This window comes from Vibrio sp. SCSIO 43140 (assembly GCF_023716585.1).
Classification (GTDB): Bacteria; Pseudomonadota; Gammaproteobacteria; order Enterobacterales; family Vibrionaceae; genus Vibrio; species Vibrio maritimus_B.
Map to the genome: position 1 here is coordinate 1845617 of NZ_CP071851.1, position 18669 is coordinate 1864285.

The 18669-nt window shown below is 45.9% G+C and carries 19 protein-coding genes; 11 read left to right on the forward strand and 8 right to left on the reverse strand.

The genetic code is table 11. The features are described from left to right. Positions 1–54 precede the first annotated feature (54 nt). Complete coding sequence (locus J4N45_RS26705) at positions 55–441, forward strand: VOC family protein (RefSeq protein WP_128649327.1); 387 nt, start codon at positions 55–57, stop codon at positions 439–441. Between the two features lie 60 nt (positions 442–501). Further along, complete coding sequence (locus J4N45_RS26710; protein WP_252015816.1) at positions 502–897, forward strand: helix-turn-helix domain-containing protein; 396 nt, start codon at positions 502–504, stop codon at positions 895–897. Positions 898–964: 67 nt separating this feature from the next. Here J4N45_RS26710 and J4N45_RS26715 read toward each other — a convergent pair whose 3' ends face one another. Continuing rightward, the gene (locus J4N45_RS26715; RefSeq protein ID WP_252015818.1) at positions 965–1975 is read right to left on the reverse strand and encodes a manganese-dependent inorganic pyrophosphatase; all 1011 of its coding nucleotides are present in this window, start codon (positions 1973–1975) and stop codon (positions 965–967) included. A gap of 314 nt (positions 1976–2289) precedes the next feature. Between J4N45_RS26715 and J4N45_RS26720 the strand changes: the two genes are divergently transcribed. From J4N45_RS26720 to rsgA, 5 genes are all read left to right on the forward strand, one after another. Then, entirely contained in the window at positions 2290–3405 is a 1116-nt protein-coding gene (locus J4N45_RS26720; RefSeq protein WP_252015820.1) for a phosphatase PAP2 family protein, read from the forward strand. Positions 3406–3519: 114 nt separating this feature from the next. Next, positions 3520–3960, forward strand: coding sequence for a hypothetical protein (locus J4N45_RS26725; protein WP_252015821.1), 441 nt, complete (start codon positions 3520–3522; stop codon positions 3958–3960). Next, on the forward strand, positions 3957–4568 hold the full coding sequence (locus tag J4N45_RS26730; RefSeq protein ID WP_252015824.1) for an SCO family protein: 612 nt from the start codon (positions 3957–3959) through the stop codon (positions 4566–4568). Before J4N45_RS26725 ends, J4N45_RS26730 begins: the two co-directional genes overlap by 4 nt. Positions 4569–4593: 25 nt before the next feature. Further along, the gene (locus J4N45_RS26735) at positions 4594–5055 is read left to right on the forward strand and encodes a copper chaperone PCu(A)C (protein ID WP_252015826.1); all 462 of its coding nucleotides are present in this window, start codon (positions 4594–4596) and stop codon (positions 5053–5055) included. Positions 5056–5346: 291 nt separating this feature from the next. Next, positions 5347–6402 carry a ribosome small subunit-dependent GTPase A gene (gene rsgA / locus J4N45_RS26740; RefSeq protein WP_252015828.1) on the forward strand — a complete coding sequence of 352 codons (1056 nt, stop codon included), beginning with the start codon at positions 5347–5349 and terminating at the stop codon, positions 6400–6402. Between the two features lie 55 nt (positions 6403–6457). On the opposite strand, the gene J4N45_RS26745 is transcribed toward rsgA, so the two are convergent. The 7 genes from J4N45_RS26745 to J4N45_RS26775 form a co-directional block, all read right to left on the reverse strand. Beyond that, on the reverse strand, positions 6458–7831 hold the full coding sequence (locus J4N45_RS26745; RefSeq protein WP_252015830.1) for a sensor histidine kinase: 1374 nt from the start codon (positions 7829–7831) through the stop codon (positions 6458–6460). 35 nt (positions 7832–7866) lie between these two features. Further along, on the reverse strand, positions 7867–8661 hold the full coding sequence (locus J4N45_RS26750; protein WP_252015832.1) for a response regulator transcription factor: 795 nt from the start codon (positions 8659–8661) through the stop codon (positions 7867–7869). Positions 8662–8726: 65 nt separating this feature from the next. Next, positions 8727–9422: a spondin domain-containing protein gene (locus J4N45_RS26755; RefSeq protein WP_252015834.1), complete on the reverse strand. Its 696-nt coding sequence runs from the start codon at positions 9420–9422 to the stop codon at positions 8727–8729. A gap of 8 nt (positions 9423–9430) precedes the next feature. Next, complete coding sequence (locus J4N45_RS26760; protein WP_252015836.1) at positions 9431–10114, reverse strand: spondin domain-containing protein; 684 nt, start codon at positions 10112–10114, stop codon at positions 9431–9433. A gap of 183 nt (positions 10115–10297) precedes the next feature. Then, entirely contained in the window at positions 10298–10735 is a 438-nt protein-coding gene (locus tag J4N45_RS26765; protein ID WP_252015838.1) for a PaaI family thioesterase, read from the reverse strand. Between the two features lie 110 nt (positions 10736–10845). Continuing rightward, on the reverse strand, positions 10846–13170 hold the full coding sequence (locus J4N45_RS26770) for an acyl-CoA dehydrogenase (RefSeq protein ID WP_252015840.1): 2325 nt from the start codon (positions 13168–13170) through the stop codon (positions 10846–10848). Between the two features lie 5 nt (positions 13171–13175). Then, positions 13176–13838: a TetR/AcrR family transcriptional regulator gene (locus J4N45_RS26775; RefSeq protein ID WP_252015842.1), complete on the reverse strand. Its 663-nt coding sequence runs from the start codon at positions 13836–13838 to the stop codon at positions 13176–13178. Between the two features lie 699 nt (positions 13839–14537). On the opposite strand from J4N45_RS26775, the gene J4N45_RS26780 reads away from it, so the two are divergent. The 4 genes from J4N45_RS26780 (at position 14538) to sstT (ending at position 18635) form a co-directional block, all read left to right on the forward strand. Further along, positions 14538–14882 (forward strand): phasin family protein, encoded by a 345-nt coding sequence (locus J4N45_RS26780; RefSeq protein WP_042469627.1) that lies wholly within the window; start codon positions 14538–14540, stop codon positions 14880–14882. Between the two features lie 109 nt (positions 14883–14991). Then, positions 14992–16752 (forward strand): class I poly(R)-hydroxyalkanoic acid synthase, encoded by a 1761-nt coding sequence (gene phaC, locus J4N45_RS26785; protein WP_252015845.1) that lies wholly within the window; start codon positions 14992–14994, stop codon positions 16750–16752. Then, positions 16742–17140: a MaoC family dehydratase gene (locus J4N45_RS26790; protein ID WP_252015847.1), complete on the forward strand. Its 399-nt coding sequence runs from the start codon at positions 16742–16744 to the stop codon at positions 17138–17140. The genes phaC and J4N45_RS26790 overlap by 11 nt, the downstream gene beginning before the upstream one ends. A 277-nt stretch (positions 17141–17417) precedes the next feature. Further along, positions 17418–18635, forward strand: a complete 1218-nt coding sequence (sstT, locus tag J4N45_RS26795; RefSeq protein ID WP_128650358.1) for a serine/threonine transporter SstT — start codon at positions 17418–17420, stop codon at positions 18633–18635. The last annotated feature ends 34 nt before the right edge of the window (positions 18636–18669 follow it).

Below are 18669 nucleotides of genomic sequence, written 5' to 3' on the forward strand. Positions count from 1 at the left end.
TCGTGCTAGTCTGACTATGCTTTGCTTATTCCAGATAACAAGGGTAACTATCAAATGAAAATCTGCATCACTAGCGTTCCTGTACAAGACCAAGACAAAGCACTTGCCTTTTACACCGATGTACTAGGCTTTATCAAGAAGACTGAGGTTCCTCTCGGCGAGCATAAGTGGCTAACCGTAGTTTCACCACAAGAGCAATCTGGGGTTGAACTGCTGCTCGAACCGATGGCATTCGAACCGGCAAAACAATACCAAACATCGCTAAAAGAAGCAGGGATACCTTGGACATCATTTTCCGTGGATGATATTAACGAGGAATATGAGCGATTACTCGCTCTTGGGGTCGAGTTCTCTGTTGCCCCACGCGAAGTGGGTAACGTTATCATCGCGGTGCTTGATGACACCTGTGGTAACTACATTCAGATCATGCAGATGCTTTAGCTCATCTCTCGAAACAGGCGAGGCGAAAGCCTCGTCGACCAAAACTTTGGCGACAATAAGATGCCTGGTAAAAAGAAAACGTATTATGAACTAGAGATCGAGCGCATCTACAAAGAGCATTCTCTGCCTGCTAGAAAGTACGCGCTCATCAGACAATCAAAAGCCTTCATGGAAGCCCACCATGCCGAGAGTATCGATCTAGATGATCTCGCCAAAGCCGCATTTATGTCGCGCTTCCACTACATCCGAGTCTTCAAACAGTTCTACGGTGTGACGCCTCGTAGCTACCTAAGAGATATGCGTATCTCTAAGGCAAAACTATATCTAAAACAAGGCCATACTATAACTGACGTGTGCTTGGCGGTAGGCTACGAAAGCGTGGCAACCTTTTCTAATACCTTCAAAAAGTGCACAGGTATGTCTCCGAGAGAGTATCAAGAGCGAAATCGAGAATAACCCGACAAATACAGATATTGTTTTGCTAACAAGGGATACTCGCGTATCCCTTAGCGTTTAACTGAAGCTACATTTGCTCAATAGAGCTTTGGATTGCAGGCCCAATCTGACGCTTACGAGATGTGACTCCTTCTAGTGTCAGCATATCGCCCGTCACTGGTGTATCAAATGCTTGACTCAAGATCTGCTTCTCAACATCATCTCCCCAGATGATGTTGGCACGTTTGTTCTTTGTATCTGTGATGGAGAAGAACAAGTGATCAAGGTTCTGTGCTTTCTTGTACTCCGCCATCGCCGCCAGTAGCTCGTCTTTGCGATCAATCAGCTGTTGCGCAGTTAAGGTTTCGGCAACGCCGATACCTACTTTTTTACCACCGTACTCGAAGTTCTTGTAATCCATTGTCAGGATTGAAGCTGCCGGGAGATGGCTGAGATCCGACTTGGCGACTAGCATCTGCTGACCAAAGTCTTCGATATCTTCAACGCCAGCGATCTTCGCTAGCTTCTCTGCAAAGTGATGGTCGTAATCTGTGGTCGTTGCCGACTGAAATACAACGGTATCTGACAAAATAGCACCAAGACCCGCGCAGGCAACCTGCTTAGAAAGTGAAACCCCTAGTTGCTCAGCATTCGCAGCAAGGATAGTTGCCGTTGAGCCCCAAGCACGAATATCCATTGAAACAAGCTGCGAAGTATTAATCGGTGCTCCACCGATAGCATGGTGGTCGATGACGGCAACAATTGACTCGGTGTTGATGCTTGGTGCTAGTTGCGTGCGTTGATTGAAATCGACCAAACCCACTTGATAGCCAGAGTAATCAGCAACAATCTCTGGCTTTTCAGCATTACAGTAGTTCAGAACAAAGGTGCTTTCTGGATTGATGTCTTCTGCAACCGTTGCCTTGCCTCCATAGATATGAGCAGCCATCATAGCGGCAGAAACTGTGTCTGTATCTGGGCTCATGTGACCAACCCAAACCAAGTTGTCCGTTTCATTGTTCGATGGGTCATAGAGATCAAGTGCCGCGTGTGCCGATGTAGCAGTCAGCAGAGACAGAGCGATTACTGAAAGTTTCATATTTTGTCCTGAGATGAATTGAAAGTCAGGCAATACTAGGAAGACAAGATGTCGAATTTGTGACAGTTTTAGTTCAACAAGATGTCGACATGTAACAACTAATTACTTATATGTTTCACTACGGCTTCCTTCGATAAAAATCGACTGGCACCTCCAATTATTATATCGAGACAAGCAACTGACTCTATCCTGCTGATTTATTTGCACCGCCCTAGACATTATGCAACCATATCAAAAGACAAGGAATGTAATGCTGGATGAATATCTCTCGGCTCCTTGAGGTATGACTTTATCTGCATTTTAGAGACTTTCTTATGGCGCGCTCTTCATCAAACTATCTTTTCAATTCCAACCACCGAGTAAGCCGCGACCTCAATGACATTGCTAACGACATTCGAAGTGATGCTAAGCTCTATTTTTTAATCACAGCTGTCACGTTGTGCACCTTTGTCTTCTCTTCACTGTATGGTTACACGGGAAAACTGTCGTTTTTCTCTTACATGCGAGCTCTCAACGTTCTAGTACCAATATCATTGACACTTGCTGGTAGCGGCTACTTCTTTGTTCTACTGCTTCGCCGAGAAAAAAGCCCTATTCAATGCTACGTAAACAAAATCAAACTGCTCTACCAATATCGTGCGAGAGTTATCTCCAGTTTTGTCTTACTTACCGCGATTAGCATATTTATGTCAGCCTTTTCCTCATTCAAAGGGCTTATTCCCATTATTCATCCGTTCCAGTATGACTTGCTCTTCCATCAACTCGATGTGTGGCTGTTTGCTGGAAACGAGCCATGGACTGTTGTCCACACGCTCCTTGATTCTCCGTACATCACCTTCGCACTCAATTTCTGCTACAACCTCTGGTTTTTCTTGATGTGGGGGATGGTTTGCTACTTTTTACTATCCTCGAAATCGCCGCTAAGAACGCGCTTTTTCCTAAGCTGGTTACTATCATGGACCTTACTCGGCATGATACTAGCGATGTGCTTGTCTTCGGCAGGACCGGTCTTCTTGTCTAAATTGGGATATGACAATCATGACTATGATCTTCTTTTGCAACTGCTTCAGCAGCAAGATGCCTGGCTAACTGAACACAATAGTTGGGGGTTATTTGCGCTCGAAACCCAACAAGACTTGTGGCTGGCGTATTCTGAAGGCAAAGATATGTTAGGCAGTGGCATTTCCGCGATGCCAAGTATGCATGTCTCCATGGCAGTGCTCATGGCATTAACGATGAACGCCATCAACCGCACGTTAGGTATTGTGTTTTGGTTGTACGCCCTAGTGATTTTTATCGGTTCGATTTCTCTGGGTTGGCATTATGCTTTGGATGGAATTGTGAGTGCGCCATTAACTTGGTTGATTTGGTGGTTTGCAGGAAAGATCTCTCATTCAAATACACAACCTAAACGTCTTGCCAATGCTTAACGCTGGCGCAGCAGCCTAACAGTAATGTGTAAGTCGTTTAACAGACAGCAAAAATTAGGACTACCGCACAGATGCCGCAACGGAATATGTTAGGATGCGGTTACGATTCTTTCTATGGTTAACATTACGTTGAACAATAAAATCAAAATCTTGCTGGTTGCCGCTGCGCTAGGAGCAGGATTCTATTTACCGAATCTGTTAAATCACGCGCCAAACGCCGATATCGACCTGAGCAGCTATTGCATGCTCTCTTCAGAAGTGTGCGAGCAACAAGGTGTAAAACTTAAGCTCGATGCTCAGCGGGTCACGCCATTGACGCCCATTAAAGTCGATGTATTTTGGCCTAACTCTGAAGCCGAGACATTGTCTATCTCACTGCAAGGCAAAGAAATGGACATGGGCATCGCAAAGTATCAGTTAGAGATGATAAAGCCTGACGTTTACCAAGGTGAAATCATTTTACCCGTTTGCGCCGAAGAGCGTATGACATGGTATGGCACCGTTTCTGACGGTAGCACTGACATCAAAGCAGCACTGAGGATGAGCGCTCGATGAATAAAAAATGGATAGCACTACTGATTGTCGCTTTTGGTCTTGGTGTGGGGAGTAAGGTGTATCTCGACAACCAACAGCAAAAAGAGAAAAAGGCACTAGAGTTAGCGCAACTTGAAAAAGTGTCTGAATCCATTTTGTATGGCGAGAATGGCGACCCCGTCGAGATTTTTGACCAAGCGGACCCACGTACGCGCATCGTGTATTTTGGGTTTACCCGCTGCCCTGACGTGTGCCCAACGTCACTTGCCATGTTGGCAGGCGCACTGAATCAGATCGATGACGAAACCAAATCAACATTAAGACCAATGTTTGTCTCTCTCGATCCCGAGCGCGATGCCGCTGAAGCCTCTGCAGAATATGCACACTATTTTCACCCCATGATTGAGGGGCTATCAGCACCTCTTGAGGTCACAAAACCTTTAGCTCACAAGTATGGCGTGATCTTTAGAAAAACGGAGCTCGAAGATTCCCAGCTTGGTTACACGCTCGATCATAGCTCATATTTCTATTTTTTAAGCCCTGACGGTACGCTTATTGAAAAAGTGCCGCACACCATGACTCCTGCTCCAATTATTGAAGCGATAAAACGCGTCAATAAACAAGGATAAAACTCATATAACAATGGAATAAACCATGAAGCTCAATACAATCCTTCTAACTGCTCTTGCCCTTGCCCCTCTCTCAGCCGCCAATGCGGCGATTGATGTCAATGACGCGTATGCTCGCGCAACACCACCGAATGCAACGACCAGCGCCGTCTTCGGTACCATCGAGAATACAGGTAACGAGGTCCGTACGATTGTCAACGCCACCTCTCAAGCCTCTTCCGTCGTTGAACTTCACGATGTTATTAAAGATGGTGACGTGATGAAAATGCGTCAAATAAAGTCAATTGAGATACCAGCGAATGGTAAAACCATGCTAAAGCCGGGTAGCTTGCACATCATGCTGCTAGACGTAAACCAGCCAATGAAAGAAGGCGAGACCATTAACGTTGAGCTGAGCTTTGCGAATGGCGAAGTAAAGGTATTGACTGTACCAGTCAAAAAGGTGATGTCTGGAATGAAGCATAACCACGACCACATGCATCACTAAGCCACAAGAATCGTAATTTACCGCGGTGCTGTACAAATAGCGCCGCGGTGCTATTATTGCCACGTCTTATACTAATATTTTTGGAGGATTTTCATGATTGTAATGCGTACCCACCCGGTAAAGTTGGAAACAAACTAGCGTTAAGCGAAACGTAAACACACTCTTAGTTCCGCTCAACCATACTCTTCTGCTTTACCCGGTGACCAAAACCGGGGTCTTGTGCAACCTGCACACACTTACATCGGTAAGTACCTGACCCTTATAAAAATAAGTCTATTTTAGGTACTAACAATGCATTCTATTTTTACCCATCCAATCGCGATCAACGAACTTGGCTGGAAAACCTATTTTCAACAACAACTCACTCTTGAAGAGTACGAAGGTATTATCTTCGGTCGTGTTATTGCTCATCATCGCAGTGGCTATATCGTCTGTACTGAGCAAGAGGAGTTTCACCTTGAGCATCATATCAGTCACCCTCAAATGACGGTGGGTGATTGGATACTTCTGGATGAACAGCATCGATTTGTAAGACTGCTCGATCGTAAATCTCTGTTTAGCCGCAAAGCTCCTGGCTCAAAGCTCGAAGAGCAATACATTGCTGCCAACGTCGACACTGTTTTTATTGTCTGTTCTTTGAACTTTGACTTTAATCTCAGCCGCATAGAACGCTACCTGACTTTGGTTAATGAGGCCAAATCAGAAGCCGTGATCGTGCTAACCAAAGCCGACCTATGCGAGGACGTCGAAGAGAAACGTCAACAAGTACAGTCACTTGACCCATTCCTGATGATAGAAACGGTCAACGCATTAGAGATTGATTCTCTTCATGGCCTTCAGTCTTGGTGTGGAGTTGGTCAAACCGTGGCATTTATGGGCTCTTCTGGTGTGGGGAAATCGACACTGGTAAACACCTTAATGCAGGCGCACACGCAAGCAACGGGTGGTATTCGTGAAGATGACAGTAAAGGTCGACACACAACAACCTCTCGTTCCATGCATAAAATGCCAAACGGCGGTTTATTGCTTGATACGCCTGGGATGCGGGAAATTCAGCTCACGGCAAGTGAAGACGGTCTGTCCGAGACCTTTAGTGATGTGGAAACCCTGATTAACCAATGCCGTTTTGCGGATTGTCAGCACACCAATGAGCCAGGTTGTGCCGTACGCAGTGCATTAGAGAGCGGTGAACTTGATGAGAGACGAGTCGATAACTACTTTAAGATCCAGCGCGAACAAGCACGAAACAGTGCTTCTCTAGCAGAGAAACGAACCAAGGATAAAGAGTTGGGTAAGTTCTACCGCTCTGTTCAGTCGGAAAGTCGTCATCGTAAGAAAGGCTACTAATCGACACCAGATGAAATAAAACCATAGACCAGCCCCGATCCCTATCGGGGCTTTTTTACATCACTCGCAACGCAAACCGCTGTTGGTAAATCGACTCACTCGCGCTCGTTTCCAAGTAGCTGTGATGTAGCATTAGGATAGATTGAACAATTTTAGTTCCGATACCTAGCGAGCCACTTGGCGCACTTTGCTCTACCTTATTGATAAACACAAACTGGATGCTTTTTCCGTCTTCTGACTTATGAGCCTGACAATCCACACTGGCGCCACTTGGGCTATGACGCAGGGCATTTTCTAGAAGGTTTAACACGAGCCGCTCCAACAACCCTCTGTCGCCAATCGTTTGAATACCACTATCCACATCGACGTTAAGCTCTATCTGCTTACGTTGAAATTGACTCATCATGGTTTCGGCACATTCAGCAACCAAGGAACTCAGCTCCACAGGCTCATATTGATAACCTGGCAAGCCAGCATCTGATTTAGCGGTTTCTAGCAACGAGTGAAGTTGATCCGATAGTTTACCGCAATTTCGATATGCCACCTCAATCAAGGGATCGGAGCCTGGGTGCTGCAACTTCCAGGTTTCTAGATAACCAAGCACACTCGATAAGGGCGTTTTCAAGTCATGACTTAACTGTACTAGCGTATCGCGACGGCTGCTGGCTTGAAACTCAAGTTGTAAAAACTGCTGCTGTATATGCTTTGCCATCTTTTGGTATGAGTGAGCAATAGGCACAAGTTCGGGAACCTGTTTGGTGAAGCCTGGATTAAGCCGAAAATCATGTTCAGCTTGCTGCTCTAAACTCGAGGTTACCCTTTCGATTGGTGTAAGCAAGCTACGTTTAACCAGCCAGTAGGCGCCTAGGGCAAATCCTAGAATCGAGAATAAGGTCAGCCCGGTAAGCGCTATGTAAGGCGTATCTACCTGAGCCTTTGCGATGGTCGAGTGTTTGGTACTGCCTATTACCACGTACAAGTAGCCTATCGTTGAACCAAACTCCTTAATTGCCGCGACAGAGAAGACGGTGTCTTCTCCGGGATGACGGGGGTCTTGACCCAATATCGGAAACGGCTCATCAGCAAGAAATCGTTTTATCGGCTCGACATCAATGGAGCCCATTATTTCAGCGCCTTCGGGCGCAGCGTGTGTGGTGATATTGCCTTGAGCATCAAGAAAGTAGATCTCAAAGTCGGGTCCAATAAGCATCAAGGTATGAAAAATGGATTTGAGCGCTTTGGGGTTGTATTCCGTGCCTATCATCAGTGGGTTATCGTCCCGCATATGAACCGCGAGATCTTTATGTAAGCTTTGTGTGGTGCGATGTTCTATAGTCTGTCGCTGCCAGTGATAGGAGTAGGCAATAATCACCGTCATAATACAAAACCAGAGGCTTGTGAATATCACCAGTCTTGCTTTAAAACTCATAATCCCTTCGTCCTTAAACTCTTTGTCGAGTCCATTCAAAGTGACTGAAACTTATAACCCACGCCCCAGACCGTGTGCACAAAATGTTGATCATCACGCTCTTTACTTGACTGAGTAAAGGCGGTTTCCACCGTCAATTTGGTTCGAAGCCGGTTAATGGTGCTACACACCGTATGGTGATAACCGGAGTGATTGGTATGCCAAACATGGTCCAATAGTTCATCTTTGCTGTACACACGCCCCGGTCGCGATGCTAAAAAATGCAGTAAGGTAAATTCTGTAGCGGTTAATGCTATATCCTTGCCATGCAGGGACACTGTGTGTTGAGTTGGGCGGATCTCTAAAGGACCAAATATCATGGCATCGTCCTCTGACTGAGATTCTTCGGTATCAGGTCTTGCCTGTCGACGCAGTATATTTCGTACACGGGCTTGAAACTCTAAGACGCTAAAGGGCTTAGTAATGTAATCATCAACCCCAGCCTCTAAGCCATCGACTTTATCCATTTCACTGTCTCGCGCAGTCAGCATCAGCACTGGCGTCCAATCTTGAACACGGCGCAGTGAGTGGCAAACATCTATCCCATCGCCATCAGGTAAACCCCTGTCGAGAATAACCAGATCAAAAGGTTGGGTTGAGTAACATTGACGAGCTTCGCCGCATTGACTCACTCTTGTGACTCGATGTCCTTGAAATTTAAGGTGCATCTGCACCAACTCTGCGAGATCATCATCGTCTTCTACCAGTAGGATACTAGCGGTTTTGAGCACTGCGCCCGCATCTAGGGACGCATCTGCTGAAAACGAACTGCGGTTTAGTTGACTTGCCATATCACGATACCTGCTCCAATTCCGTAGACCTTGCACATGACCGGAGCAGGTAAGAATATCTTTCATTATTCTATTCGTGTGATGGTAATTCTCGCCCCTGGGTTTAAGAACCTATGGTTTGCCGACAGAGCGGAGGTTGCTAAACCATCGTCTTTACTGACCACTCCCGAGTGGAAAGAGACCTTGTCATCATCGTTTCGAGCCGCGTTAAAGCCCTCACCGCCACCCGCCGGACCGGGAATGGTTGCCGCCAACTCATCATTAGCTTCGGTGCCCGAGTCCCAAACGTTCATGTTCATAACGAAGGTTTCCCCTGTCGCCAAGCTACCGATAGATAGTCCGGTTTCACCCACAAACGCATCGTTGGTATTCACAAACATAGAGGCAACCGACAGATACTTGGCGCGATCAGGAGATAAGGTCAAAGTAATCGAGTCACTCGTCCCTGGCATGATGAGCCCATTGCCTGACGTTCCAGTATAAATGTTGTCATCACTGCTGCTTAGAGCCAGCAACTCCGCATTACTGCCACCCTCAGCAAGATGCTCCAGCTCAACGGATGCAGGTTGTCCTACTTCAAACATGCTAAAACTGCTGTTATGAGCGAGTACCGCGAGCGGACTCAATGGTTGATTCGCAGATAGGTTTTGAACACTGACGGTATAACGATAGTTTTGAGCAGCAGGACTGTCATCATCGTTGTGACCGCACCCTACTATTACGGCAACCGCACTTGCGAGTAGTAAAATTCGTGTCTTCATGGGACCTCCTATTTCACTACAACAGTGATAGTGGCTACAGGGTTCAGCCAACGGTGGCTCGTGTTATCAAGATCGCTGATACCGCCTGCTGGGTCGCTGTCACCCAGATTGCCAGGATGAACATGGACCGTATTATTGGTTACGGCTGTTTCAACGCCTGTACCACCTGCACCAAAGGTGAGGAAAGGAGGGTTAGGCATACTACCCGCTAGCTCGTCATTCGCTTCGGTGCCCGCGTCATAACCGCGTAGTGTTGCTTTGTAGGTGCCAGGCTCTGACGGGATCTGCCAACTATCCAAACCCACAAAGCCATCGTTCGTTGGCAATAACATCGCGCTTAGCGAAAGGTAACCAAAGCTGCCACTATCCATAGAAAAAGTAGTGGAAACGCCTGGATTCAAAATCCCCGAAGCAGGGTTTTCAACGACCACACCACCAGCGTTACCGATGACACTTGCCAAACCAGAAATGTCACCACCTTCAGCCATCGACTCCAGCTCTGCAGATGCAGCCTGTCCGGTACGGAACATCACTAGGTCCGAATTGTGTGCGGCAACAATAAGTGGAGTAAAGTAGATACCTTTGGTTGCGTTGGTAATGGTTATTTCTAGGTCTGCTGCAGTTGCTGAGCCCGCTCCTAGAAGAAGAGATGCAGACGTAATTGCGAGTCCAAGTTGAGTACGTTTTTTCATTGTGATTCCATCCTTTAACGGTCCCTGGGGACACCATGTATTAAACGCACACTGCACTGATTGAGTCGTTGCGCGTTTCCATGTGTTAAAGCATGCAGGGCAAGGTTTGCAGCAACCTCACCAATTTCTCACAAATTTCTCTCAAATGGCTCTGATATTTCTCCTCGGGGTTAGCGGCAGTGTCTAGAATTGATAACCAGGTATATCTGCCAGCAACATTTTACTTCGAACAAACAATCCGTTGCCTCGCCCAATCTCACGGCCCTCACCGTCGTGCACCACTGATTCAACAATAAACTGACTGCTATTTATGTTTACCACTTTCCCTACGGCTTTCATTCGACCTTTAGAAACGGGTCGCGTGATATAGGTTGTGAAAGACGTGGTGAGCACAAAGTACTCTTTCTCTAGGCTAGCGGCAGCAAAGAAAGCAGCATCGTCTAGCATCTTGAAATAGACGGAGCCGTGGACAGCACCTCCAGTGTGGAAGTACTTTTTATGCAATTCAATCTCGATGTCTGCCTGACCTTCTTGAACCTTAATTTTAGGCAGATAAAACTCATTGATTGGAGCTGCTAAGTACATATTTTCTAGGGCTTGGTAGTGTTGTGCGTTTTCCATCGTGTTCCTCGATCATTCTGACTAAGTTTTTATTTTTATATAAGAAAGTGTTACGTAAAAAAGTGCTATATAAAAAAGCCTGTCTACATAAGTAGACAGGCTTTAGGGGGTTAGCTAACGTTGGCTAGCTTTTCTTGTGGAGTGTTTTTAGTCTGTTGCGGTGTACACTTGTTCTCCTGCGCTACACCACCGGTTAACGTGGTTTTCATATCATGGCTGAAATGGTCAACCTGAATCGCTCGATAGCGCAGCGCATCTGCTTTGAGGATTTTTTCGACTTCTTCCTGACTTAGTACGTTTTCTTTCAACGCTTGAGCCAAACGTTCAGTCAACACGCCTTTGCGTGCAACCTTTCCTGCTTTTACACCAGCAAGGAGCTTTTTCTCTAAATCTCGAACGCCATACATAGCGATAAACGCTCGGTCCATTAGACCGACATTGTCATCCTCTGCTGCCCCCACATAGCAAAGGTGGGTTAAGCGGTCGCGCATCTCACCTGGCACCATCAGCTTATTGGCTATGCGAAGGGTAATCTCATCACTAGGCAGTTTGAAATGGTTACCAATTGGGAACAGCAGCGATTTGAGCGTTTTGCCTGCAATCTGGCTTGGAAAGTTACGATATGCCTCGTTCAAAGACTTAGCTGCATGATAGAAACAGTAGTCAACCGCGTAGTCGACAAAGTCGCGCTCTTCTGCTCGGCTACCTTCGTCCTGAAACTTCTTCAATACCGCTGACGCCAAGTACAAGTAGGCAAGACCATCACCCAATCGCGCCGAGATCAGCTCTTTACGCTTTAGTTCGCCCCCCAAGGTTAACATCGCGAAGTCAGCACTCACGGCAAGCGCTTTGCTTAGACGCTTCAAGTTCTTGTAGTGGCGAGCTGTAGCACCACTGACCGGAGACGACGTCAACGCAGATCCCGTCAACGCAGCAAACAAGCCTCCAATAGAGTTCTTGGTTGCGTGACCGATATGTTTGAACAGCAGCTTATCAAATGCCTCAAGACCCGCTTCATGATCTGGGTTTGCTGCCGCTTCCATCTCTTGGAATACATATGGATGACATCGCGTGGCACCCTGACCAAAGATCATAAGGTTACGGGTCAGGATATTCGCGCCTTCTACAGTGATGGCTACAGGCACACCTAAGTAAGCTGATGACAAATAGTTCATTGGACCGCATTGAATCGCGCGTCCGGCGTGGATATCCATCGAGTCATTAAGAATGGTGCGTGATATTTCCGTCATATGGTATTTAGCTATCGCAGTGACGATGCCTGGTTTTTGCCCCATATCGAGCGAGGTAGTCGTCAGTGTTCGACTAGCTTCGAGTAAGTAGTTCAAACCACCAATGCGACCTAGCGCTTCGGCTACACCTTCAAACTTACCAATCGACATACCAAACTGCTTGCGAACATAAGCGTAAGCACCCGTCGTTCTTGCTGTGAGATGACCAATCGCTGTACCTAATGCCGGTAGCGATATTCCTCTACCTGCTGACAGGCATTCCACCAACATGCGCCACCCTTTGCCCGCATAATCGGCACCACCAATCAGCCACTCCATAGGAATGAACACGTCTCTCCCCTGAATCGTACCGTTCATAAAGGCAAGATGAAGAGGGTCATGTCTTTCACCAATAACGACACCAGGATGATCCGTTGGGATAAGTGCACAAGTGATACCGACATTCTTCTTGTCACCCAATAGACCTTCGGGATCGAGCATTTTGAACGCGAGTCCCATTACCGTCGCAATTGGGGCAAGCGTGATGTAGCGTTTATTCCAATTAAGTCGAATACCCAGAACCTTTTTACCCTGATATTCGTCATAACAAACCACGCCCGTATCTGGGATACCACCCGCGTCAGAACCCGCCTCAGGTCCCGTTAGGGCAAAACATGGGGTGTCGGTTCCGTTTGCAAGTCTCGGCAACCAATAGTCTTTTTGTTCTTGGGTACCATAGTGGGAAAGCAGCTCTCCTGGGCCTAAAGAGTTAGGAACCATGACTGTAATCGCTGCACTCATGCTACGTGTTGCTATCTTGGATACTATGGTCGAGTTGGCCAATGCAGAGAAGGCGCGTCCGCCATACTCTTTAGAAATGATCAGCGAGAAGAAACGCTCTTTCTTCAGGTACTCCCAAACCTCTGCTGGTAAGTCACGATCTTCTTTGACGATCTTGTGATCATCGAGCATAGAAAGCAGCGTTTCGAGTTGGTTATCAATAAAATGCTGCTCTTCGGCGGTAAGAGTAGGCTGAGGGTAGTTATGCAGCGTGTTGAAATCTGGATTGCCGGAAAACAACTCACCATCCCACCATACACCACCGGCTTCCATTGCCTCACGTTCGGTTGCTGATAGTGGTGGCAGCACCTTCTTAAATAGATTAAATGCAGGCTGGCTGATCAACTTCTTTGTAATGACACTCATATCCACTAGTCCTTTTGTTGAGTTTCGCAATTAACTTGCGTGTTGTCGGTTTCTAAGCCAGCCGAAATGTAGGGTATGGCTTGCTCGATAATATTTAATAAATCACTGTCTTGTTCGAATTGGCTTGATGCGATCTCGTTTAATGCCTGAGAGGACACGGTGGCGAAAACAAACGCTCCCAAGGCAAAATGCAATCGCCAAAACAGCGACTCCTCATCAATATTGGGATTGGCTTTCACCATCGATTGCTTAAAAAGCGCTAGGGTTTTGCCGTAGTGATTGACGATGAACCAGCGCAGATGTCCTTGCACATCGCTGTATCCACTGGCGATGAGCAGCAAAAAGCTATGCATGCCATTTGGATGCAAGGTATTCAGGCCCAGCAATGGTGCCTTAACGGTGGTAAGTACCTCTTCAACGCTGAAGCTCGCTTTAATATTTAGCTTTACAAGTTGCTCATGAACCTCTGGCATTAGGTGAACCAAATAGTGATCCAGTATTGCTTGTACCAGTGAGTTCTTGTCTCCAAAGTGATAGTTCACAGCGGCTAAGTTTACTTCTGCTTTTTGAGTAATATCTCTTAGAGAAGTATTGTTATAGCCACGCTCTATAAATAAAGACTGAGCAATATTAAATATCTTTTCTTTCGTTCCAACTTTAACTTTCATAATTTAAAACGCCCGTATCAAACGCTCGTTTTAATATATCCAGCAAAATTTAATTCAACAAGTGATTAACATCAACTTTTTCGCATTAACATCCATTACAAGCCTCATATGCATCTAAGTTTATGAAACCAATAGGAAAATATTTTTATTGTAATTTAAATCTCAAATAAAAATATAAAAATAACAATAAAATCAGAGCTTTAACTAGAAGAGTCCATATTCAATAATACTTGATCGAGATAATATTCACACCATCAATCTATAGCCAAATAAACACCATCAATTCAAATATTAAATAGCTAGCGCGCACTATTAATTAACAATCGAATATTTGTATTAGTTTGTCGCCCAGGTTATACCGAGTTTTTATGTGATCCAGATATCATTTTAAGTAATTATTCACCGACTATTTTAATCGCGATTCAAACACAGTTTAAATATCAACAATTCATTAACACCAATAAAAATGGGCACTTATGCAATCAGACACAAGCGCCAATTAAACACTAAGCCTTATATTTAGAGTGATTCGCCTATAAATTATGCCACTGTGGGCTAGTGACAAAGGGACATGCATTCTTCATCATATCCATATTCAAACGCTTGTTTGAATTCCATGACTTAAATCAACAACTGGACAGGTAACTCGATAATAGAGACGCGTTGTTCATCAAAAAGACGTTTAAAAGGAAGGTAACCATGCAAAATCAAGCCGCTCTAGAAGCAGTGAATGCTCAACTTCAATCTGTTCTTAACCCATTTGCTAACTTCAGCCAATTGGTTGCAAAGAATGTAGAAACACTTTCAAAAATGCAGATCGAAACTCTAACTGCATACAGCGAGTTGACTAACGAGAACCTACAAAGCCTAGTCGCAATCAAGCAGCCACAAGATCTTATGAACCACGGCAGCAAGCAACTAGAGATCATTACTAAAGTAAGCCAGCGTCTACTAGAAGACGGTCAAAAGCTAAGCCAGATTGGTAATGAGTTTAAAGCTGCAGTAGACGAGATCTCTGCAAGCTCTATCACGCCAAACAAGTAACCTTGGCTCCCCCTTTTGATATGGGCGTACCGCTTCACTGACCATGAGTTTAACGCTTGGTTTGATGAACATGAGTCGCCCTATTTTTTAAGCAATGAAGGATGAGAAGATGGACAAAAAGCCCCCATTCCAAGATGTCATCGATAGTTACTTTCAAGCCACCCAAGGATGGTTTGGCGCGTTTCAAAAGCCTACTCAATCCACCATCTTCAAATCTCAAGTGGAAGACTGGAGTCAGCTTGCTCAATCGGTCGCGAGCAACCCAACCAGTATTTTAGAGCAGCAAATGACTTGGTGGAATCAGCAGATCAATCTATTTAATGACTGCATCTTATCGACCAGTGAGCAAACTCAAAAAGAAACGGACCCACGCTTTAGGGATGAAAGTTGGTCACAAAACCCTTTTTATAGCTACATCAAAGAGAGCTATAAGTTAGTGTGTAAGTCTGTGTTAGATACCATCAGCAACACACAAGATATCGAGCCTGAGGCGAAAGAGCGCCTTGAGTTCTTTGCTCGCCAATTTCTAAACGCCATGTCTCCGAGCAACTTTATTACGACCAATCCAGAAGTCATGAAACTGACGCTCGAGTCCAACGGTGAGAACCTAGTAAAGGGTCTCGACCAACTACAAAAGGACATGAGCAAGAGTGTCGACATGCTCAATATCCGCATGACCGACAGCGAAGCGTTTGTCGTTGGTGAGAACATTGCTGCCACAGAAGGCAAAGTCGTATTTAAGAACCACCTGTTTGAGCTAATCCAGTATCAGGCGACAACAGAAGAAGTGTACAAGCGACCGATGATGCTAGTACCGCCTTTCGTAAACAAGTACTACATCATGGACTTGAATCAGCGTAAGTCGTTCGTGAAGTGGCTCGTCGATCAAGGGCACTCAGTATTTATGATCTCTTGGATTAACCCAGATGAGTCTTATCGAGATACCGATTTCGGTGACTATGTGACCGACGGCATTATTCCTGCGCTTGATGCCATAGAGGCGCAAACTGGAGAGCGTGAGGTCAACGGTCTAGGGTACTGCATTGGCGGCACCTTACTGACGGCTGCGATGGCATACCTTGCTGGTAAACGCCGCAAACAACGCATTAAATCGGCAACTCTTTTGACAACGATTCTCGATTTCCAACAACCAGGTGAACTCGGCATCTTTATCAATGATCCAATGATTTCGGCGATTGAAGCTCAAAACAATCACCAAGGTTATATGGACGGACGTCAGATGGCGGTTTCATTTAGCTTGCTTCGCGAGAACAGCCTGTACTGGAACTACTACATCACCAATTATCTAAAAGGTGAAAAGCCTGTCGCGTTTGACTTGCTACATTGGAACAGCGACAACACTAACGTACCCGCAAGCTGCCACAATCAGATGCTTCGCCAGTTCTATCTCGAGAACAAACTTAGCCAACCAAACGGTATTGAGATCGATGGCGTCGGTATAGACCTCTCTAAAGTCAAATCGCCGACTTTCTTCCTATCGGCTATCGAAGATCATATCGCGCTCTGGAAAGGTACCTTCAAAGGCACAGACCTACTTAGCGGTCAAAACACCTTTGTGTTAGCCGAAAGTGGTCACATTGCTGGCCCAATGAATCATGCAGATTCGACTAAGTATGGTTATTGGACCAACGACAAGGTCGATACAGATGCAGATACTTGGCTCAACACAGCGGACAAGCACACTGGCTCTTGGTGGGGACACTGGCAAGAGTGGCTAGATGCGCGCAACTTCTCCCAAAAAATTGAAGCTCGCGTACTAGAAGGTGAACTCGATGCCCCAGGAAACTATGTAAAACAACGAATTGAAGACGTACTAGCGAAACAAGAGGAGAGCAGCCATGTCGCTTGAAGTGGGACAACATGCAAGCCTAAGTAAGACACTCGACAAAGCGGCGGTAGAGCAGTTTGCCTCGTTAGCAGAAGACTATAACCCTGTGCACTTGGATGAAGCTTTTGCAGCAATGACACCATTTGAGGTGCCTATTGTGCATGGCATGCTAGGCGCAAGCCTTGTGTCCGGTCTCTTGGCGTCCAAAATCCCTGGACCGGGTGCCATCTACCTTGGGCAAACATTGCAATTTACTTGTCCGATCCGTGTTGGTGAGACGGTAACGGCTCGTGTGGAAGTAACAGAAGTCAGAGAAGACAAGCCTATCGCTAAGCTGTTGACTCAAGTACTTAATGAGCAAGGAAAAGTAGCTATCAAGGGCGAAGCGACGGTTATGCTGCAAGGCTAACCCTTCGTTTTCAGACCGTACTTTTCATCAAAAAAGGCAGCTTTCGCTGCCTTTTTTCGTGTCACAACAACCATAATACGCAACATATATCACCCATTTTTAATACAAAAACAAATAAATCATTCAACAATTGAATTATTTGTAGACACATCACTCTGTCTTGATAAGATACCGAACGCAAACACACTTTCTTACATAATAACCGTTCTGCCAATTTGGGATCTTAAATAAATCATTACTCCAAGGGTAAGTTCGGAATCAATACAGGGATATAAAAATGCAAAGTTCTAGCATGCTGGCCCGTTATGCCAATGGTAATCTGGTTCTTCAGATCCTCGCGGGTATCGTTTTTGGTGTTATCCTCGCTGTCGCTTCTCCTTCAACGGCTCAAAGCTTTGGAATGCTTGGTAGCTTGTTTGTTGGAGCACTAAAAGCTGTCGCCCCAATTTTAGTCTTCATTCTTGTAGCAGCTTCTATTGCGAATCAGAAGAAAAACCAAACGACCCATATGCGCCCAATCGTGGTGCTTTACCTCATCGGTACTTTCTCTGCGGCACTGACTGCGGTTTTACTTAGTTTCCTATTCCCAACCGAGCTAACCTTGGTTGCCGGTGCGGAAGGAGCAACGCCACCGCAAGGTATTGCAGAAGTTCTACACACACTACTGTTCAAGCTTGTCGACAACCCAGTTAGCGCGCTGATGAACGCTAACTACATCGGTATTTTGGCGTGGGCAATTGGTCTTGGTTTAGCTCTACATCATGCCTCAGACACGACCAAAGCGGTATTTGAAGACCTAAGCCACGGCGTGTCACAAATCGTACGTTTCATCATTCGTCTAGCGCCATTTGGTATATTTGGTCTTGTGGCGAACACCTTCGCAACAACTGGTTTTTCTGCTCTTGCTGGCTACGCACAACTGCTGTTCGTTCTGCTACTTGCTATGGCCATCATTGCGCTGGTTGTAAACCCAATCATTGTCTACGTAAAGACCAAAGAAAACCCATACCCGCTTGTATTCCAATGCCTACGTGAAAGTGGTGTAACGGCATTCTTCACGCGTTCAAGTGCGGCTAACATCCCAGTGAACATGACGCTTTGTGAGAAGCTAGATTTGGATGAAGATACTTATTCTGTCTCTATCCCGCTTGGTGCGACCATCAATATGGCGGGCGCCGCGATCACCATTACGGTTCTGACATTGGCCGCTGTGCATACTATGGGCATCGAAATCGACATCTTTACTGCACTACTACTAAGCATTGTTGCTGCGGTATCTGCTTGTGGTGCGTCGGGCGTTGCTGGCGGTTCGCTACTGCTTATCCCGCTTGCTTGTGGCCTATTTGGTATCTCAAACGATGTGGCGATGCAGGTTGTTGCGGTTGGCTTTATTATCGGCGTGATTCAAGATTCAGCTGAGACAGCGCTTAATAGCTCAACAGATGTGGTGTTTACCGCTGCAGTTTGTAAGGCTGAGCAGAACAAGCTTGGTTAATAAACACTAGTTTCCGAAAAATCAAAGGGCTGTG